Below are 17,767 nucleotides of genomic sequence, written 5' to 3'. Positions count from 1 at the left end.
AGGAGAACCGCCGTGCTCGTGCTGCTGCCGCCGTCGGAGGGCAAGGCCCCTGCGGGACGGGGCGCCCCGCTGAAGCCGGAGTCGCTGTCGCTGCCCGGTCTCGGGGACGCCCGGGCGACCGTGCTGGAGGAACTGGCCGCCCTGTGCGCCGGGGACGAGGCGAAGGCGCAGGAGGTGCTCGGCCTGAGTGACGGGCTGCGGGGCGAGGTCGCGAAGAACGCCGCCCTGCGGACCGCGGGCACCCGTCCGGCGGGCGAGCTGTACACCGGGGTGCTGTACGACGCGCTGGACCTGGCCTCGCTGGACGCGGAGGCGCGGCGCCGGGCGCACCGGGCGCTGCTGGTGTTCTCCGGGCTGTGGGGAGCCGTGCGGATCGGCGACCGGATTCCGCCGTACCGCTGCTCGATGGGGGTGAAGCTGCCGGGCCTGGGCGGGCTGGGGGCCTTCTGGCGGGGCCCGATGGCCGAGGTGCTCCCCGAGGCGGCGGGCGACGGGCTCGTGCTGGACCTGCGCTCCGCCGCCTACGCGTCGGCCTGGCGGCCGAAGGGGGAGGTGGCCGGTCGCACGGCGACGGTGCGGGTGCTGCACTCCCGCCTCGTGGACGGGGTGGAGAAGCGTTCGGTGGTCAGCCACTTCAACAAGGCGACCAAGGGGAGGATCGTGCGCGGCCTGCTGGCCTCGGGCGCGGTGCCGCGTTCGCCCGGGGAACTGGTCGAGGCCCTGCGGGGGCTGGGGTACGTGGTCGAGGCGGAGCCGCCCCGGGCGGGCCGGACGTGGGCGCTGGACGTGGTGGTGACCGAGATCCACTGACGGGAAGCCGTCCGTTGCACACAGTGCAACCCTCGTTGCACCCGCCGCACGGCGAGGGGCAGGATGACGCCCATGAGCCGCTCGCTGCCCGTGTCCGTGCTGGACCTCGCGCAGGTGCTGCCGGTCGTCGTCCTGGACGACGCGGCGGACGCGGTGCCCGCGGCCCGGGCACTGGTCGCCGGGGGGCTGCGCGCGGTGGAGGTGACCCTGCGCACCCCGGCCGCGCCGGATGCCATCCGCGCCATCGCCGCGGAGGTGCCCGAGGCGGTGGTGGGCGCGGGGACGGTGGTCGGTGCGGAGGCCGTGGCCACGGCCGCCGGCGCGGGTGCGTCGTTCCTGGTGAGTCCCGGCTCCACACCGGGGCTGCTGGAGGCCATGCGCGCCTCGGGGCTGCCGTTCCTGCCGGGCGCATCGACGGCCTCGGAGGTCCTGGCCCTGCTCGAACAGGGCGTGCGGGAGATGAAGTTCTTCCCCGCGGAGGCGGCGGGAGGCGCGCCCTATCTGGCGTCCCTCGCCGGGCCGCTGCCCGGGGCGCGGTTCTGCGCGACGGGCGGCGTCACCGCCGCCACCGCCCCCCGCTATCTGGCCCTGCCCAACGTCCCCTGTGTGGGCGGCTCCTGGCTGCTGCCCCCGGACGCGGTCGCCGCCGGGGACTGGGCCCGGGTGGAGGCGCTGGCCCGCCGGGCCGCGGCCCTGGGCGGGCCGGGGCGCCCGTGACCGGGTGCGGCCGGGCTCCCGGAAGCGGTCGGCGGCGTGCGCCTGACGCCCTCCGGGGCACGGCAGGGCCGGGGCCGACGGCGGGTCAGCGCAGGTGCGAGGTGTCGTTCAGCAGCCTCAGCGAGGCGTTGCCGTCCGCGTAGTAGGCGAGCGCGGACAGCGAGGCCGCCGACAGCTCCATGCGGAACAGGGACTCGGGCGGGGCCCCGAGCGCCAGCCGGGCCAGGGTCTTGATCGGCGTGACGTGGGTGACCAGCAGCACGGTGCGCCCCTGGTGGGCGGCGAGCAGCCGGTCGCGGGCCGCGGCGACCCTGCGGGCGACCGCGGCGAAGGACTCGCCGCCGCCGGTCGGTGCGGCCTTGGCGGAGGCCAGCCAGGCGTCGAGGTCCTGCGGGTGGCGTTCGCGGACCTCGGCGAAGGTGAGGCCCTCCCAGGCGCCGAAGTCCGTCTCGCGCAGGCCCTCGTCCACCTCGACGGGCAGTCCCAGGCGCGCTGCGACGGTCCCGGCCGTCTCGCGGCACCGCCGCAGCGGCGAGCTGACGACGGCCTGGACGGTGCCGCGGGCGGCCAGCGCGGCGGCGGCCGCCTCGGCCTGGCGGCGGCCCGCCTCGGACAGCTCGGGGTCTCCGCCCCCGCTGCCCGAGAAGCGCTTCTGGGGCGTGAGGGCCGTCTCGCCGTGGCGCAGCAGCACGAAGGTCGTGGGCGCGCCGAGGTCGGCGGAAGCTCCCCAGCCCGTGCCGGACGCGGCCGCGGGGGCGGCGGAGGCCGGGACGGCGGCGGATGCGGGGGCGGCGGCCGCGGTGCCGGAGGAGGCCGCGGCGGCGGAGGCCAGCGCCGCACGGGCCCTGGCCGCTCCGGCGGCCGCGTCGCCCACCACCCGGGCGGCGCCGGTGTCCCCGGCGAGGTCGGCCGTGGAACGGGAGGGCTCCCACTGGCGGCCCCTGCGGCCCGCGTCCATCGCCTCGTTGGCGAGCCGGTCGGCGTGCTTGTTGCGCTCGCGCGGGATCCACTCGTAGGTGACCTGGGAGGGCGGGAGGACGGAGGCCGCCTCGGCGGCCAGCGGCCTCATCCCGGGGTGCTTGATCTTCCAGCGGCCGGACATCTGCTCGACGACGAGCTTGGAGTCCATCCGCACCCGCACCACGGCGTCCGGGTCCAGCTCCCGCGCGGCCCGCAGCCCGGCGACCAGGCCCTTGTACTCGGCGACGTTGTTGGTCGCCACGCCGATGAACTCGGCCGTCTCGGCCAGGGTTTCGCCGGTGGCCGGGTCGAGGACGACCGCCCCGTAGCCGGCGGGCCCCGGGTTGCCCCGCGACCCGCCGTCGGCCTCGACGACCAACTCGCGCACTACAGGCCCGACTCGGAGGTGCGCACCAGGATGCGCCGGCAGTTCTCGCAGCGCAGCACCGCGTCCGGGGCGGCGGCGCGGACCTCGTTGAGTTCGGTGATGTTCAGCTCCAGGCGGCAGCCCTCGCAGCGCCGCTGGAACAGCCGGGCGGCGCCGACCCCGCCCTGCTGGACGCGCAGCTTCTCGTAGAGCTTCATCAGGTCGGCGGGCACGGAGGCGGCGACGACCTCGCGCTCCTTGGTGGCGGAGGCGGCCTCGTCGTCCAGCTCGCGCTGCGCGGCGTCGCGGCGCGCGGTCGCGTCGTCGACCTTGGCCTGCACGGAGCCGACCCGGCCGGTGAGCTCGCCGGCGCGCTCCTGCGCGGCCTCGCGGCGCTCCATGACCTCCAGGACGATGTCCTCCAGGTCTCCCTGGCGCCGGGCGAGGGAGACGATCTCGCGCTGGAGGTTCTCCAGGTCCTTCGGCGAGCTGACCGCGCCGGAGTCCAGGCGCTGCTGGTCGCGCGCGGCGCGCTGGCGGACCTGGTCGACGTCCTGCTCGGCCTTGGTCTGCTCGCGGGCGGTGTCGCTCTCCTCGGTCTGCGCGGCGACGAGCAGGTCGCGCAGCTGCGCGAGGTCCTTGTTCAGCGACTCCAGCTCGGCGTGCTCGGGCAGGGAGGCCCGCTTGTGGGCGAGCTGGGCGAGCCGTACGTCCAGGGCCTGTACGTCGAGGAGTCGGATCTGGTCGGCGGGCGCGGCGTTCAGTTGGGGGCTCCAGTGGAATCGTGGTGGGCGGACCAGGGGTCGGTGACCGTGTTCGAGACATGGACCCGCAGGTCCCAGCCGTGCCGGTCGGAGATCTCGTCGAGCTGGGCGGCGGCCAGCTCGCACCAGGGCCACTCGGTGGCCCAGTGGGCGGCGTCGACCAGGCCCAGCGGGGACTGCTGGACGGCCTCGGAGGCCGGGTGGTGGCGCAGGTCGGCCGTGAGGAAGGCGTCCACCCCCGCGGCGCGCACCCGGTCGAACAGGCTGTCGCCGGAGCCGCCGCTGACGGCGACGGTGCGCACCTGCGCGTCCGGGTCGCCCGCGACGCGGACGCCCTGCGCGGTGGCGGGCAGCCGCTGCGCGGCGCGCGCGGCGAAGGCGGCGAGCGTCTCGGGGCGGTCGAGCTCGCAGACGCGGCCGAGCCCCCGCCGCCCGGCGGGGTCGCCCGGGTCCGGCACCAGGGGGCGCAGGACGCGCAGGCCCAGGGCGCCCGCGAGGGCGTCGGACACACCGGGGTCGGCGGTGTCGGCGTTGGTGTGGGCGACGTGCAGGCCGATGTCGTTCTTGATGAGGGTGTGCACCACGCGGCCCTTGAAGTGGCCCGCGGCGACCGTGGTCGTCCCCCTCAGATAGAGGGGGTGATGGGTGACCAGCAGGTCGGCGCCCAGCCGGACGGCCTCGTCGGCCACCTCCTGCACGGGGTCGACCGCGAACAGGACGCGCGAGACCGGCGCCTCCGGGTCACCGCAGACCGTGCCGACCGCGTCCCACTGCTCGGCCCGCTCGGGGGGCCAGAGGGCGTCGAGGGCGGTGATGACTTCTGACAGACGGGGCACGCAGCACAGGCTACCTGCCCGGTCGGCCGCGCCGGGACCGCGCCCGGAAGCGGGCCGGCCGGACCGGGCTCCGGCCCCGCGCGCTGCGCGGTTCCGGCAGCACACGCCTCTCCTCCCGCTCAGGCGAATCGATTCACGGCCACCCTTATGTGTGAAGTGACCGGTCTCCCGTTGTCCGGCGGGAAGGGCGCTGCCTAGCTTCGGTGGCCGGAGGTGACGTTTCGATGACTGCCTGTGCCACCGAGGCCGCCGCGGAAGGCGAAGCGACGGAGGAGCCGAGGAGGGGCCCCGCGACGGCGGGACCGGACGGCGCGGCCCCCGGCGCGCTCACCCTGACCGCGGACGGCTCGTACGCCGCCCGTCTCGCCGGGACCGGCGAGGCGCACTACGTCGAGCGCTGGACGCTCGGGGGGCCGGAGCCGTACGCGGTCCCCCTGCCGCTCGACCAGCCGGAGGAGGCGCACACGGCGGTCCAGCCGCTCGCCGACGGCCGGGTGCTGGTCGTCCGGCGCGCGGCGGGGCGCTCCCTGTTCTCCCTGCTCTACCCGACCGGGCCGGCGACCGGCCAGGTGCACCTGGGCGCGGTGACGGGCCCGGTCGTGCTGCTGCCGCCCTGCCCGGACGGCGTGCGCGCCTATGCGCTGACCCCCGGCGCGCATGCGACGGGCGTGTGGCTGGTCGCGGGCGGAGCCCCCGGCCCGCAGCGGGTCGCCGTGGTGCCGGGGCGCTGCTCGGGAGGCGCCTGGCTCGACCGGGCGGGCCGGATGCTGGCCCTGGACCGCCGGCTCCCGGAGGGCGGCCCGGTCAAGGCGGTCTCCGTGGACCTGGCGCGGGGCGGGGAGGTGGCCCCGCTCCTGCAGATCGCGGAGTCGAGCGACGACCGGCTGCTGCTGGCGGACCCGGACAGCGGGCTGATCGTGGTCCGGTCCGACGCCCCCGCACCGGGGCGGGACCGCCTCGGCTGGGGTGTGCTGGGCAGCCTGGAGCCCGTCCGCTTCCCCGAGAGCCTGCGGCTGCCGGACGCGGTGGTGACCCCGTTCGCCCTCCAGCCCGGCCAGGCGCTGGCCCCGGAGGACTGCGCCCTGGCCGTGCGGATCGACGGCGCGTCCGGGAGCTGGGTGGGCGCCTGGAGCCCGGCGGCCCGGCGCCTGCACCAACTCGCGCCGCCGGAAGGCTGGTTGGCAGGGACGGGCAGCTGGGGGCGGGACGGGCGTCTGCACCTTCCCTACACCACCGGCCAGGTGCCGTGCGGGGTGGCGCATGCGAGCCGCGAAGAAACCTTCGGGCTCGGCGGGGGCCGGGGCGGGGCGCCGGCCACGGCGGGGCCCGCCGCGGCGGCCGGAGCGGCCTCCGGCGCTTCCGCCGGTACGGCGCCGACGCCCTGCGCCGCGGGTGCCTCCCCGGGGGCCTCCGGCGCGGGCGGGGCAGGCGGACCGGGGCGCGCGGAGGCGGGTGCCGCGGGGGCGTGCAGGCCGGTCCCGCTCCAGCAGGCACCGCTCACGGGGCGGGTGATGCACGGTTAGACTTTGCCGCCGGGCTGCTCATCCGCACCGTCCGTGCACCGACGGTGACGGGCGCCGCGGCGTGCGGCCGGGAGCCCGTGACAGGCCGTCAGCGAACACAACGGGGTGAGTTCCACCATGTCCGAGACCCGAACCGACCTTTCGCCCGAGCAGCAGGCGGCGGACGCGGTCGGCGGCGCGGCCGAGGCGGCGACCGGACCGGAGGCCGCAGCCTCCGGGGCCGGCAGGCACCGGGGCGGGGCCGCGGCGGAGGAGGTGGCGGCCGGTGCCCAGGCGCACGGCCGCCACCGGAGGCCGTCGGCGGCGTGAACGGCCCGTGCGGAAGGGGCGGAAGGCACTGCGCCTTCCGCCCCTTCGCCGTGTGCGGGGCGGGCCCGCCCCCGCCGGTGGGCGGGCCGGGCCGGGGCCCGGTCGCCGCCCCGCCCCCGGCTCAGTGGTGGCGGGCGCCGCGCCCCCGGGGCAGCCACAGCAGCATCAGGACCGCGGCGGCCAGCAGGACGCCCGTCCCGGTCCGGAACGCCAGCGCGTACCCGGCGGTCAGCGACTCCGGGGAGGCGTCGGCGCCGATACGGGAGGCCGCCACCGTGGACAGGACCGCGAGGCCGAGCGCACCGCCCATGGTGCGGGAGGTGTTGACCAGCCCGGACACCAGCCCCGCGTCCTCGGGGGCCGCCCCGGAGGTGGCGAGGGTGGCGAGCGGCGTCATGGCGAGCCCGGCACCGGCCATCATCAGCACGCCCGGCAGGGCGATGGAGGTCAGGTAGGAGCCGCCGGTGCCCATCGTGGACTGCCAGCCGAAACCGGTGGCGGCGATGAGGGCGCCGAGCACGGCGACGTTTCCGGCTCCGAGCCGGGCCATCAGCCGCGGGGCGGACTTGGAGCCGACGACCACGCTCAGCGAACTGGGGATCAGGGCCAGTCCCGCCTCGGTCGGGGTGTAGCCCAGCACGTTCTGGGCGTAGACCGTCATGAAGAACCACATCGCGAAGGTCGAGGACCCGATGACGAGGATGGCGGTGTTCGCCGCGGACACGGCCCGCGAGCGGAACAGCTTCAGCGGCATCAGCGGGGCCCTGGTGCGGGACTCCACCAGTACGAAGACCGCGAGCAGCGCAAGGCCCCCGAGGAAGGGCAGGAGGGTGCCGGGGTCGGCCCAACCGGACTGCTCCGTCTGCACGATGCCGTAGGCGACGGCCGCGAGGCCGCCCGTGGCCAGGACGGCCCCGGGCAGATCGAGCCGGCGGGCCCCCTCCACGCGGCTCTCCTTCAGCCACACCGCCGCGGCGGCCAGCACCACCACTCCCACGGGCACGTTGACCAGGAGCACCCAGCGCCAGGACAGCAGGTCGGTGAGCACACCGCCGACGAGTCCGCCCGCCGCACCCCCGGCCGCGCCGACCGCCGACCAGGTGGCGATGGCCCGGCTGCGCGCGGGACCGGCCGGGACGGCGGCGGTGATCAGGGTGAGGGTGGCGGGGGCGAGCACCGCGGCGCCCAGTCCCTGAACGGCGCGTGCGAGCAGCAGCTGCCAGCCCTCCTGCGCCACTCCGCCCGCCAGGGAGGCGGCGGTGAACAGGCCCAGTCCCAGGAGGAACATGCGCTTGCGCCCGAAGACGTCGGCGGCCCGCCCGCCGAGCAGCATGAAGCCCGCGAAGGCGATCGAGTACGCGTTGAGCACCCACTGCAGTCCCGCCGCGCTCATCGAGAGGTCCGTGCGCATCGACGGCAGGGCGACGTTGACCACGGACACGTCGAGAACGACGAGGAACTGCCCCGCACAGGCGGCCAGGACCACCGCCCAGGTACGGGGGGCCGCGGTGGCGGGCGGGGCTGCGGGCGTCTTCGTATGCGAGGGGGCTCGGACCATGGGGGTCATGTTCGCAGCCGCTGCGTGGCCCGTACATCCGCGCGCCGCAGGATCCGGCCCCCCGCCGCTGGTCCTAGGACCAGCGCCGGGCAGGGGGGAAGGCGCCGGGTTCTGCCGCATGCTGCCCGCGTTCCCGCGGCGGCGGCCCCGTACGATGCGGTGACCGCACGGTGCGGCGCCCGGCGGGCGCCGCATCGCCGTGGGGCACCGCCGCCGACCCGCACCGAGGACCGCCCATGCCCGCCGCCGCACCCGAGCCCGACGTCCTGGCCGCCTTCGAGGGCGCCAAGGGATTCATGCCCGTGGACGAGGGCCTGGCCCTCTACGCGGCCGCCGTGGAGGCGGGTGCGCTGGGGCTCCCGCTGCTGGAGGTGGGCACCTACTGCGGGCGTTCGACGGTCCTGCTGGCGGATGCCGCCCGCCGCACCGGCACCGTGGCGGTGACGGTCGACCACCACCGGGGCAGCGAGGAGCAGCAGCCGGGCTGGGAGTACCACGACCCGGAGACGGTCGACCCGGAGACCGGGTTGATGGACACCCTCCCCGCGTTCCGCCGGACCCTGCACCGGGCGGGCCTGGAGGAGCACGTGGTGGCCGTGGTCGGGCGTTCGCCGCAGGTGGCACGGGTGTGGGGCGGCCGGGTGGGCCTGGTCTTCGTCGACGGGGGGCACACGGACGAGCACGCCGCCGGCGACTACGAGGGCTGGGGTCCCCGAGTCGCCGAGGGCGGGCTGCTGGTGATCCACGACGTGTTCCCCGACCCGGTGGACGAGTTCACCGGCCAGGCCCCGTACCGGATCTATCTGCGGGCGCTGGCCTCCGGAGCGTTCCGCGAGGTCTCCGCCACGGGCTCGCTGCGGGTCCTGCGCCGTACGGGAGAAGGCATCTGACGGTCCGCCGGGTCCCGGGGGGCGCCGTTGCGGGCACACGGGCGGGGCGGCCGGGAAGCGGTGCCTAGGATGGCCGGATGAGCATGATCACTCCCGCGGGCTGGTACCCGGACGCCTCGGCCCCGGGACAGGAGCGCTGGTGGGACGGCGCCGCCTGGACCGGCCACACCCGCCCGGCCGCGGCCGCGCCTGCCCCGCCCTCACCGCCGGTACCCCGCCATGGCCCGCCCCCGATACCGCCCGCCGCGCCCCTGGGCCCTCCCGGGGCCGCGCACGGCCCGGGGGCGGCGGCTCCCGGGGGCTCCGCTCCGGGCGGGCCGCGCCGGCGGCCCGCCCTGCTCGCCGCGGTCGCCGTCGTCGTCCTCGCCGCCTGTGCCGCCGGGGCGCTGCTGCTCCGCGGAGGTGACGGCGGCGGACCGGCGCACGTGGCGAAGCCGCCCGCCGGACCCTCCGGCGCGGGGACGGCCGCGGAGGGCCCGAAGGGCGCCCCGGAGGGCGGCGAGAAGGGCGGCGAGGAGGGCCCGGCGGAGCTGGCGGACCAGCTCAGCGGCATCAGCCTGCCCGTCCCGCACGGCTGGGAGGAGGCCCACACCTCGCTGGACGGGGCGACCACGGTCTGGACCGAGGGGCCCTTCAACTGCCCCGGGGACCCGATCTTCTGCCGCCGCGGCCGGATGTCCTCCCGGCCCCTGCCGGCCGACGGCGCGTCCGGCCCCGAGGCGATGGCGCGCCGGGACATCGCCGACGCCGCCGACGCCCTGTACGGCACCCACCCGCTCGGCCTGGAGCCCTACGGCGGGATCACCTCGCACGAGGAGGTCGCGGCCGAGGCCGTGACGGTGGCCGGGCGGGACGGGTACCTGGTGCGCTGGCGCGTGGTGACCGGCGCCGGGCCGGGCGGCTTCGTCCAGTCCGTGGCCTTCCCCTCCGAGACGGGCCCCGACTCCCTGGTGGTCGTCCGCTTCGCCGTCGACGCCGGGCCGGAGGGTCCGCCCGTGACGCTGCTGGACGAACTGCCGCGCGGCATCCGCGCCCTGGGCGGCTGACAGCACCCCGGAGCGGGCGGGCCGGAGCGGCCCCGGGCGCGCCCGGCCGGCCGGCGGGTCGGCGCGCCCCGGCGGGGTGGCGCGGCGGAGGCAACCGCTCCCGTTAGCATCGCGGCGTGCCGTACGACCAGAACCAGCGCACCCCCGACCGCACCCGCCGCGCACGGCGGGGCGTGCTCGCCGCCGCCCTCCTGCTGCCCGCCCTGCTCGCCGCCGGGTGCGGCGGTCCCGGCGGGGCGGACCCCTCGGGCGGCACCCCGCCGGGAGGGGGCAAGCCGGGCGACACCGCCCCGGCCTCCCCTCCCGGATCCGCGCCGGCCTCCCCTCCGTCCCCCTCGGCATCCGGCGAGGACCGCCCGCTGGCCGGGCGCACCGTGGTCGTGGACCCCGGGCACAACCCCGGCAACTTCCGGCACACCTCCGAGATCGCCCGCCAGGTCGACGTCGGGACGCACACCAAGGAGTGCGACACCACGGGCACCGCCACACAGGCGGGCTACCGCGAGGCCGACTTCACCCTGGACGTGGCCCGTCGGCTGCGCAGCCTGCTGGAGTCCCGGGGCGCGAGGGTCCTCCTGACGCACGACGGCGACCGCCCGTTCGGGCCCTGCATCGACGAGCGCGCACGGTTCGGCAACGAAGCGCGCGCCGACGCCGTGGTCTCGGTGCACGCAGACGGCTCCGCCGCCGGGCACCGGGGCTTCCATGTGATCCTCCCCGCGCGGGTCGAGGGCGGGGGCGCGGACACGTCCGCGATCGTCGGCCCCTCCCGCGAGCTGGGCGAGCACCTCGTCGACGCGTTCGCCCGGGCCACGGCCACCGGGCCGGCCGACTACCTCGGGGGCGGGACGGGGATCGACGTGCGGTCGGACCTCGGCGGCCTGAACCTCTCGACCGTGCCGAAGGTCTTCGTCGAGTGCGGCAACATGCGCAACGGCGAGGACGCGGCCCTTCTGTCCGAGGGGAGTTGGCGGCAGCGCGCGGCCGAGGGGATGGCGGACGGAATCGGCGCCTACCTCGCGCGCTGAGCACCGGCGCCGCGGTCGCCGACCGTCCGCGACCGCAGCCCGTGGGCGGCCTGTGGGCCGCCTGTGAACCGCCTGTGGGGATGCGCGGACGGCTCGTCAATCCGGATACCCGCGGGACGGCCGGAACCGGTGGACGATAGATTCCCCTCTACGATGGGGCCATCCCCCCTCGCTCCGCTTCCGCGCCACCGCCAGGGCGGAGGGAACCGGCGACCGCTCCGACGAGACGACCTACGAAGGACTGACACGTGAACATCCGCTCCCTCACTCGAGGCGACGGCGTGGTGATCGGAGCAGCGGTGTTGCTGTTCATCGCCTCGTTCCTCAAGACCTATGACTTCGGGTCGGACGGCCCGAACGCGTGGGACTCCCTGAACTTCGCGTTCGGCGTCTACCTCGTCGGCATCCTCGGTGCGGGGCTCGTCGTGCTCTCCAGGCTCCAGCCCGGGCGGAAGATCGCGGGGATCGACCTGGGGCAGTTCGGCCTCGCCGCGACGGTCTTCGTGGTGTGGTTCTTCTTCTGGTCGCTGGTGGACCTGGGCAACGCCAGTGCGGGCGCCGGACTGATCCTCGGCCTGCTCGCCTCCCTCGCCCTGGCCGGTGCGGCGATCGCCACCCCGCTGGTGCCCGCGCTCAAGGCCCCGCTGGCGGGTGCGCCGCGCCCGCAGCAGCCCTACAGCGCCCAGCCCCAGCAGGGCGGCTACGGCTACCCCGGCACCCAGCAGCAGCCGTACGGCGCGCAGCCGCAGCCGTTCGGCGGGCAGCAGGGCCAGCCGGGAGGCGGCCAGCCGGGAGCACCGACCCCTGCCGCCCCGCAGGGCCCCGCGCCCTCGGACTTCTCCCCGTTCTGGTTCGCCGTCCCGGTGGCCCGTCCCCTCTACGGCGAGGACGGATCGCCCGCGCCGATCGCCGAACTGGCGCCCGGCACCTGGTACCTGGCGGTCGAGCAGCGCGGCCAGGGCCTGGTGGCGCAGACCCAGGACGGGCGCCGCGGCGTCCTCCAGGACACCTCCGGCATCCAGCGCGGCTGAGCACCGGCGCGCCGGTCGGCGGCCCCCCGCTCCTGCGAGCGGGGGGCCGCCGCCGTCTGCGCGGGCGGGGCCCTCGCCGGGCGGGGCGGCCCCGCCACCGGAACCCCGGGCCCCGGTCCGCGAGCGCGGCCCCACGGGGCCCGGGACCGGGCCGCCGCCCCCAACCGGAACCGGCGGCCCGGGTTTCCCGGGCGCCCGAGCGGCAAGACGCGGTGACATGACAACACGTGCGAGCAACACAGCGACCGCAGGCCGGATCATCGCCGTGGTCGCCGACGTCATGGCCGCCGTGATCGGCCTGTGGATCCTGATGTACCTGCTGAAGGCCAACCAGGCCAACGACTTCGTGCAGTTCGTGCAGGACACCGCGCGGTGGCTGGCCGGATGGTCCCACGACCTGTTCACCTTCGAGAAGGAGTGGGCGCGCGTGACCGCCGGCTACGGTCTCGCCGCGGTCGTGTACCTGTTCATCGGCCACGCGGTGGCGGGCCGCCTGCGCGGCCGCTGAGCGCCCTGGGCGACGTCGGCCGGCGATCCGGGAGGGCGAGGAGTCGGACGCCGACGGCGCCGCCCTCCTCCCGACGGCCGTCGAGGGCCGACCGCCCGGCGGGGCGCGGGGAGGCGGCCGGGCCCGGTAGACCCTGCGGGCGCCTCCGCCGCGTCCCTCCCGGGCCGTCGCTACCCGGCACCCGCCGCCGTCAAGGCCGCGACCGGCAGGAGCAGGATCCACTGCGGCAGCCGGAGCAGTGGCCTCGACCAGCCGACCGACAGCGTGACGGCCAGGAAGGCGACGGTGTACGCGGCGAAGTGCGCAGCCACGAACCACGCCAGCGGACCGGTCGCCGGCGTAGCGTCCGCCAGCGCGAGGTGGACCAGGGCCGCGGCGGAGAGCACGAGGTCCACGCTCACCATGTGCCACACGGCATGAAGGACGCGCCTGGGCTCGTCTGCGAGTCCGCAGGACAGCAGGGGGCGGACCACGTCCCGGTGCCCGGCGCCCACGTGCACTGCGGCCACACCGAAGGTGGTGACGCCCGCCGCGAGGAGCCAGCCGTTCACCGGACCTCGATTCCCTTGGCCATGACGGCGGCCAGCTGCTCGGCCAGCCGGGGGTCGGGGTGTTCCCCGACCAGGCCGACGTGGAAGAACACGGCCCCGGCCAACGTGTCCAGGACCAGGTCCACGGGTGTGCCGGCCGCGATCTCCCCGCGCGTCTCGGCGCGCTCGAAGACGACCAGCAGCCGCTCCTTCGACGGGGCCAGGAAGCCGCTGCGGATGCGCGCCCTCAGCAGCGGATCGGCGGCGAAGTCGGCGAGCAGCCCCGGAAGCGCCGCTGCCGCGGCAGGTGCGCGGAACTCGTCGACCAGGCCCCGCAGCAGTGCGCCCAGGTCCCCGGCCAGCGTTCCGGTGTCCGGGACCGGAGCATGGTCGGTGGTGGTGAACACGGCCTCGAAGACCAGCTCCGGCTTGCCCCGCCAGCGCCGGTAGACGGTGTCCTTGCCGACGCCGGCCCGGGCGGCCACCGCCCCGATCGACGTCGCGGCGTAGCCGACCTCGGCCACCAGCTCTGCGGCGGCGCTGACGATCGCCTCGTGCGAACGGGGATCCCTGGGACGTCCCCTGGGGGACGGAGAGGAACTCATGGTCATTTACGATACGGGTCGACCCGTTTGATAAACAACCCCGGCCGGTGCACCGAGGGGCGACCCCACCGCGGAGGATGGGCACGCGCCGCGAGACGGGCCGCGGCACCGGCGGCGGCCACAGCGCACTCACGAGACCGCCCGCGTGCACGGGCGGCCCCGGCGGCGGGGTTCGCTCCGGGCGGCCGGGGCGGGTTCGGCGGAGAAAACCGGTGGCGGGCACCGGGGCGCGCCTGGCACGGTGCAGCGGACCGCTCCCTGCCAGAGGTTCCCATGACGATCTACTTCTACGGCGCCGACGACGTCCCCTACGGATGCTTCTCGAACTTCTCCCCTCACGGATTCGAGCTCGACGGGGCCTGGTGGCCGACCTCGGAGCACTACTTCCAGGCGCAGAAGTTCAGGGGCACCCGCCACGCGGACCTCGTCCGGCGCGCGCCCACCCCGCTGCGTGCCGCGACCCTCGGGCGCGATCCGTCCAGGCCCCTGCGGAGGGACTGGGAACGGGTCAGGGACGACGTGATGCGCCGTGCGGTGGCGGCCAAGTTCGGCGCGCACCCCGACATCCGCGAGGTCCTGCTGTCCACCGGGGACGAGGAGATCGTCGAGGACACCACCACGGACCACTACTGGGGTCGCGGCAGGACCGGGAACGGCAGGAACATGCTCGGGCGGATCCTGGTGCGCACCCGGAGCCGGCTGCGCGCCGAACCCGCCGAGGCCCGCGGCGGCGACGGCCGCCGGCCGGGGCCCTGATCCGGGGCCCCGCCGTGTCCCGGGCCCGGGTCCCGGGCCCGCCGGGCGCGCTCGTCAGAGGCCCGTGCAGCACTCCCCCGAGAGCCCCCGAGGCAGGCGCTCGCCGCCGAACACGGCCACCGTCGGCTCGTCGCCGCCGAGTGCGGCGACGGCCAGCAGCAGCGAGCCCGCCGTCCAGGTCGTCAGCTCCTCCGGCCATACGGCGCGGTCGCCCTCGAAGACGTATCCCGTCCAGTACAGACCGCCCCGGGCGCGCAGGTGCTGCACCGACTGGAGGATCTCCAGCGCGCGGTCGGACTCCCCGATCGCCCAGAGGGCGAGGGCGAGTTCGCAGCTCTCGCCGCCCGTGACCCAGGGGTTGGGCAGCACGCAGCGCACACCGAGGCCCGGCACCACGAACTCGTCCCAGCGCGCGTCGATCCGCGCCCTGGCCTCCGCTCCCGTCACGGCCCCGCCGAGGACCGGGTAGTACCAGTCCATCGAGTAGCGGTCCTTGTCCAGGAAGCGCTCGGGGTGGCGGCGGATCGCATGGGCCAGGGCGCCCGTCGCGAGCTCCCAGTCGGGCTGCGGGTCCTCCCGCTCCTCGGCGATGGCCAGGGCGCAGCGCAGCGCGTGGTGCACGGAGGAGCTGCCGGTGAGCAGCGCGTCGGCGACGGGTGTGCCGTCCTCCTCGCGCTTCCAGCCGATCTGGCCGCCCGGCTGCTGGAGCGCGAGGACGAACTCGACCGCGGCGCGGACGCAGGGCCACATGCGGTCGAGGAAGGGCTCGTCGCCGGTGCTCAGGTAGTGGTGCCACACGCCGACCGCCACATAGGCGCAGAAGTTGGTCTCCCGGCCCCGGTCGGTGATCTCGGCGGGGTCGCCGTCGTGGTAGGCGGCGTACCAGGAGCCGTCGGCGTTCTGGTGGCGGGCCAGCCACGCGTAGGCCCTCTCCGCGGCCCGGTGCTCGCCCGCGGCGTCGAGCGCCATCGCGGCCTCGGTGTGGTCCCAGGGGTCGAGGTGGTGGCCGCGGAACCAGGGGATCGCGCCGTCCTCGCGCTGGACGGCCAGGATGCCCGCCACGGTCTCGGCCGCCTGTGCGGCGGTGAGCACACCCGGCAGGACGAGGTGGTCGGTGCGGCCCGGGCTGGTCACGCGCCGGTCCCGGTGGTGGTGCGGGCGGCGGCGTCGGCGGGGCGGGCGTCGTCGGCAGCGGCGGGGCGGGCGTCGGCCGCGGTGCGGGGCTTGGTGGCGTACGCCACGAAGCTCTTGCCGATGAGGGGGTTCAGCGCCCGCTCCGCGGCCCGGGTGGCCAGCGGCTTCTTCATGATGTCCCAGACCAGCAGCTTGTGGTACGCCTTCACCGGCAGCGCCCGGTCGTTGTCCACGCCGAAGGCGCACTTGAGCCACCAGTAGGGCGAGTGGAGCGCATGGGCGTGGTGGGTGCCGTACGGGCGCAGCCCCGCCTCCCGCATCCGGGCGAGGAGTTCGTCGGCGCGGTAGATGCGGATGTGGCCGCCCTCGACCTCGTGGTAGGCGTCGGAGAGCGCCCAGCAGATCTTCTCGGGGCCGTAGCGGGGGACGGTCACCGCGATCCGGCCGCCGGGGCGCAGCACGCGCACCATCTCGGCGAGGACGCCCTTGTCGTCCGGGATGTGCTCCATGACCTCGGAGATGATGACGACGTCGAAGGAGTCGTCGGGGAAGGGCAGGTTGAGCGCGTCGCCCTCCATGGCGGTGGCCGTGGCGCCCTCGGGCGCCTCCCCGGCCTCCTTCATCGCGGCGAACCACCTGGCGACCTCGCGGATCTCCTCGCCGTTGCGGTCCAGGGCGACGACCCGCGCGCCGCGCCGGTAGCACTCGAAGGCGTGCCGGCCTGCGCCGCAGCCCAGATCGAGCACGCGGTCGCCCGGGGCGAGCGGAAAGCGGGAGAAGTCGACGGTCAGCACGGGGGTCTGCCTTCCTGCGGGCGGTGCGGGGCGTTCACGGGGCGGGGCGGTTCGGGGCCCGGGCGGCGCCGGTCCCGCGGCGGCGCCGGTGGGGCGTCAGGGGGTGCGGACGGCGGGCCGGGCGGCGGCGATGGCCTCCCGGTAGCGCTCGGCGGTGCCGAGGGCGGCCTGTTTCCAGGTGAAGCGGGCGAGCACCCGGGCGCGGCCCCGGGCACCGAGCCGCTCGCGCAGCGCGTCGTCGCCGAGGAGGCGGCGCAGCGCTCCGGCGAGGGCCTCGGAGTCCCCCGGCGGCACGGCGAGGCAGGTGTCCCCGTCGGGACCGGCGACCTCGGGGATGGCACCGCCCGTGGTGGCGACCAGCGGGGTGCCGGTGGCCATCGCCTCGGCGGCGGGCAGCGAGAAGCCCTCGTACAGCGAGGGCACGCAGGCGATCTGCGCGCCCCGGACCAGGTCGACGAGCTCGGCGTCGGTGATGCCCTTGACGAAGCGGACGGCGTCGCCGAGGCCGTGGCGCTCGATCGTCCGGGCCACCGGCCCGTCCTCGGCACGCCTGCCGACGACGACGAGGTGGGCGTCGGGGCGGTCGGTGCGGACCTTGGCCAGCGCCTCCACGAGGTGCACCAGGCCCTTGAGCGGGACATCGGCGCTGGAGGTGGTGACGATCCGGCCCGGCACCTCGGCGACCGACGGGTCCGGCGAGAAGAGGTCGGTGTCGGCTCCGACGTGGACGACGTGGATCCGGTCGGCGGGCACGGCGAGGTGCTCGGTGATCTCCTGCCGGGAGGACCCGGAGACGGTGAGGACCGAGGGCAGCCGGCGCGCGACCCTGCCCTGCATACGGGTGAAGCCGTACCAGCGGCGCACCGACAGGCGGCGCTTGAGGTCGGCGGCCGCGTCGAGGTCCAGGCGCCGGTCCACCGTGATGGGGTGGTGGATGGTGGTCACCAGCGGGGCGCCCACGTCGCCGAGCAGGCCGTAGCCGAGGGTCTGGTTGTCGTGGACGACGTCGAAGTCCCCGCGGCGGGCGCGCAGGTGGCGGCGGGCGCGCAGGGAGAAGGTCAACGGCTCGGGGAAGCCGCCCGTCCACATGGTGGCGACCTCCAGCGCGTCGATCCAGTCGCGGTACTCGCCGCGGCCGGGCGTGCGGAAGGGGTCGGGCTGGCGGTAGAGGTCCAGGCTCGGCAGCTCGGTGAGCGGGACGCCCTCGTCGAGTTCCGGGTAGGGCTGGGCCCCGATGACCTCGACGCGGTGCCCGAGGCGGGCCAGCTCCCGGGAGAGGTGGCGGACGTAGACGCCCTGGCCCCCGCAGAACGGGTTCCCCTTGTATGTGAGCAGGGCGATGCGCAGCGGTGCGTCACCGTCGGCGGCCGCGTCTGCACGGGGCCCGGTCTGTATGGCCTCTGCGGTCACCCACGGCCCCCTTCTCACTGCGTTTCCGGCGGAGCGTAGTCGGTCGCGCTAACCTAGAACAAGTTTCAGACTTGATCGTCCGAGTGCTCCGAATCTACCGGCAGGTAGCGCACCTGTGACCGGCGGATCAGGTGATTCACGCCACGGCCGGGGGCACTCGTGCGGCACCATGCTGTGCCATCCGGGCACCG

The 17,767-nt window shown here is 76.2% G+C and carries 19 protein-coding genes; 10 read left to right on the top strand and 9 right to left on the bottom strand.

The window, feature by feature from the left end:
- The first annotated feature begins 12 nt into the window (after nt 1-12).
- Together yaaA and eda are read left to right on the top strand one after the other, a co-directional pair.
- Nucleotides 13-810 carry a peroxide stress protein YaaA gene (yaaA, locus tag ACGF15_RS23175; protein WP_392801561.1) on the top strand — a complete coding sequence of 266 codons (798 nt, stop codon included), beginning with the start codon at nt 13-15 and terminating at the stop codon, nt 808-810.
- Nucleotides 811-882: 72 nt separating this feature from the next.
- The gene (gene eda, locus ACGF15_RS23170) at nt 883-1,527 is read left to right on the top strand and encodes a bifunctional 4-hydroxy-2-oxoglutarate aldolase/2-dehydro-3-deoxy-phosphogluconate aldolase (protein ID WP_392801558.1); all 645 of its coding nucleotides are present in this window, start codon (nt 883-885) and stop codon (nt 1,525-1,527) included.
- Between the two features lie 85 nt (nt 1,528-1,612).
- Here eda and ACGF15_RS23165 read toward each other — a convergent pair whose 3' ends face one another.
- From ACGF15_RS23165 to ACGF15_RS23155, 3 genes are read right to left on the bottom strand one after another with little or no spacing between them, the layout of a single operon-like run.
- On the bottom strand, nt 1,613-2,875 hold the full coding sequence (locus ACGF15_RS23165) for a bifunctional RNase H/acid phosphatase (RefSeq protein WP_392801555.1): 1,263 nt from the start codon (nt 2,873-2,875) through the stop codon (nt 1,613-1,615).
- A complete protein-coding gene (locus ACGF15_RS23160) occupies nt 2,875-3,618 on the bottom strand; it encodes a C4-type zinc ribbon domain-containing protein (protein WP_345611404.1) in 744 nt (247 codons plus the stop codon). Before ACGF15_RS23160 ends, ACGF15_RS23165 begins: the two co-directional genes overlap by 1 nt.
- Nucleotides 3,615-4,454 carry a Nif3-like dinuclear metal center hexameric protein gene (locus tag ACGF15_RS23155; RefSeq protein ID WP_345610096.1) on the bottom strand — a complete coding sequence of 280 codons (840 nt, stop codon included), beginning with the start codon at nt 4,452-4,454 and terminating at the stop codon, nt 3,615-3,617. The genes ACGF15_RS23160 and ACGF15_RS23155 overlap by 4 nt, the downstream gene beginning before the upstream one ends.
- Nucleotides 4,455-4,678: 224 nt before the next feature.
- Here ACGF15_RS23155 and ACGF15_RS23150 point away from each other — a divergent pair, with 224 nt between their 5' ends.
- Nucleotides 4,679-5,977 (top strand): hypothetical protein, encoded by a 1,299-nt coding sequence (locus ACGF15_RS23150; protein WP_392801551.1) that lies wholly within the window; start codon nt 4,679-4,681, stop codon nt 5,975-5,977.
- A 117-nt stretch (nt 5,978-6,094) separates the two neighbouring features.
- Entirely contained in the window at nt 6,095-6,286 is a 192-nt protein-coding gene (locus ACGF15_RS23145) for a hypothetical protein (protein ID WP_345610100.1), read from the top strand.
- Nucleotides 6,287-6,407: 121 nt separating this feature from the next.
- Here the strand turns inward: ACGF15_RS23145 and ACGF15_RS23140 are convergent, their stop codons facing one another.
- The gene (locus ACGF15_RS23140) at nt 6,408-7,853 is read right to left on the bottom strand and encodes an MFS transporter (RefSeq protein ID WP_392801548.1); all 1,446 of its coding nucleotides are present in this window, start codon (nt 7,851-7,853) and stop codon (nt 6,408-6,410) included.
- 227 nt (nt 7,854-8,080) lie between these two features.
- Between ACGF15_RS23140 and ACGF15_RS23135 the strand changes: the two genes are divergently transcribed.
- The 5 genes from ACGF15_RS23135 (at nt 8,081) to ACGF15_RS23115 (ending at nt 12,347) form a co-directional block, all read left to right on the top strand.
- On the top strand, nt 8,081-8,734 hold the full coding sequence (locus ACGF15_RS23135; protein ID WP_345610104.1) for a class I SAM-dependent methyltransferase: 654 nt from the start codon (nt 8,081-8,083) through the stop codon (nt 8,732-8,734).
- A gap of 77 nt (nt 8,735-8,811) precedes the next feature.
- On the top strand, nt 8,812-9,780 hold the full coding sequence (locus tag ACGF15_RS23130) for a DUF2510 domain-containing protein (RefSeq protein ID WP_392801545.1): 969 nt from the start codon (nt 8,812-8,814) through the stop codon (nt 9,778-9,780).
- Between the two features lie 116 nt (nt 9,781-9,896).
- Nucleotides 9,897-10,808, top strand: coding sequence for an N-acetylmuramoyl-L-alanine amidase (locus tag ACGF15_RS23125; protein ID WP_392801542.1), 912 nt, complete (start codon nt 9,897-9,899; stop codon nt 10,806-10,808).
- 248 nt (nt 10,809-11,056) lie between these two features.
- Entirely contained in the window at nt 11,057-11,839 is a 783-nt protein-coding gene (locus ACGF15_RS23120) for a hypothetical protein (RefSeq protein ID WP_345610111.1), read from the top strand.
- Between the two features lie 217 nt (nt 11,840-12,056).
- Nucleotides 12,057-12,347, top strand: a complete 291-nt coding sequence (locus tag ACGF15_RS23115) for a hypothetical protein (protein WP_345610114.1) — start codon at nt 12,057-12,059, stop codon at nt 12,345-12,347.
- 170 nt (nt 12,348-12,517) lie between these two features.
- Here ACGF15_RS23115 and ACGF15_RS23110 read toward each other — a convergent pair whose 3' ends face one another.
- Both ACGF15_RS23110 and ACGF15_RS23105 read right to left on the bottom strand, forming a co-directional pair.
- Nucleotides 12,518-12,898 (bottom strand): hypothetical protein, encoded by a 381-nt coding sequence (locus tag ACGF15_RS23110; RefSeq protein ID WP_392801537.1) that lies wholly within the window; start codon nt 12,896-12,898, stop codon nt 12,518-12,520.
- Nucleotides 12,895-13,482 (bottom strand): TetR/AcrR family transcriptional regulator, encoded by a 588-nt coding sequence (locus ACGF15_RS23105; protein ID WP_392801535.1) that lies wholly within the window; start codon nt 13,480-13,482, stop codon nt 12,895-12,897. Before ACGF15_RS23105 ends, ACGF15_RS23110 begins: the two co-directional genes overlap by 4 nt.
- A gap of 273 nt (nt 13,483-13,755) precedes the next feature.
- On the opposite strand from ACGF15_RS23105, the gene ACGF15_RS23100 reads away from it, so the two are divergent.
- On the top strand, nt 13,756-14,238 hold the full coding sequence (locus ACGF15_RS23100; RefSeq protein ID WP_345610121.1) for an NADAR family protein: 483 nt from the start codon (nt 13,756-13,758) through the stop codon (nt 14,236-14,238).
- Nucleotides 14,239-14,292: 54 nt separating this feature from the next.
- Here the strand turns inward: ACGF15_RS23100 and ACGF15_RS23095 are convergent, their stop codons facing one another.
- The 3 genes from ACGF15_RS23095 to ACGF15_RS23085 form a co-directional block, all read right to left on the bottom strand.
- Nucleotides 14,293-15,372 (bottom strand): prenyltransferase, encoded by a 1,080-nt coding sequence (locus tag ACGF15_RS23095; RefSeq protein WP_345610123.1) that lies wholly within the window; start codon nt 15,370-15,372, stop codon nt 14,293-14,295.
- Nucleotides 15,369-16,166 carry a methyltransferase domain-containing protein gene (locus tag ACGF15_RS23090; protein ID WP_345610125.1) on the bottom strand — a complete coding sequence of 266 codons (798 nt, stop codon included), beginning with the start codon at nt 16,164-16,166 and terminating at the stop codon, nt 15,369-15,371. Before ACGF15_RS23090 ends, ACGF15_RS23095 begins: the two co-directional genes overlap by 4 nt.
- A 96-nt stretch (nt 16,167-16,262) precedes the next feature.
- Nucleotides 16,263-17,576 carry a glycosyltransferase family 4 protein gene (locus ACGF15_RS23085; RefSeq protein WP_362614177.1) on the bottom strand — a complete coding sequence of 438 codons (1,314 nt, stop codon included), beginning with the start codon at nt 17,574-17,576 and terminating at the stop codon, nt 16,263-16,265.
- Between the last annotated feature and the right edge of the window lie 191 nt (nt 17,577-17,767).

The sequence above is a fragment of the Streptomyces sp. NPDC048001 genome, from assembly GCF_043203115.1.
In the GTDB taxonomy this organism is placed as follows: domain Bacteria; phylum Actinomycetota; class Actinomycetes; order Streptomycetales; family Streptomycetaceae; genus Streptomyces; species Streptomyces sanyensis.
The sequence above is the reverse complement of the archived record's forward strand: the minus strand, read 5'-3'. Positions and strand labels throughout refer to the sequence as shown.

Bases quoted from the DNA above. Each gene is read 5' to 3' on its own strand.
- ACGF15_RS23140 (WP_392801548.1), bottom strand. From the start codon at position 7,853: ATGACCCCCATGGTCCGAGCCCCCTCGCATACGAAGACGCCCGCAGCC.
- ACGF15_RS23130 (WP_392801545.1), top strand. From the start codon at position 8,812: ATGAGCATGATCACTCCCGCGGGCTGGTACCCGGACGCCTCGGCCCCG.
- ACGF15_RS23115 (WP_345610114.1), top strand. From the start codon at position 12,057: ATGACAACACGTGCGAGCAACACAGCGACCGCAGGCCGGATCATCGCC.
- ACGF15_RS23150 (WP_392801551.1), top strand. From the start codon at position 4,679: ATGACTGCCTGTGCCACCGAGGCCGCCGCGGAAGGCGAAGCGACGGAG.
- ACGF15_RS23135 (WP_345610104.1), top strand. From the start codon at position 8,081: ATGCCCGCCGCCGCACCCGAGCCCGACGTCCTGGCCGCCTTCGAGGGC.
- ACGF15_RS23145 (WP_345610100.1), top strand. From the start codon at position 6,095: ATGTCCGAGACCCGAACCGACCTTTCGCCCGAGCAGCAGGCGGCGGAC.
- ACGF15_RS23105 (WP_392801535.1), bottom strand. From the start codon at position 13,482: ATGAGTTCCTCTCCGTCCCCCAGGGGACGTCCCAGGGATCCCCGTTCG.
- eda (WP_392801558.1), top strand. From the start codon at position 883: ATGAGCCGCTCGCTGCCCGTGTCCGTGCTGGACCTCGCGCAGGTGCTG.
- ACGF15_RS23100 (WP_345610121.1), top strand. From the start codon at position 13,756: ATGACGATCTACTTCTACGGCGCCGACGACGTCCCCTACGGATGCTTC.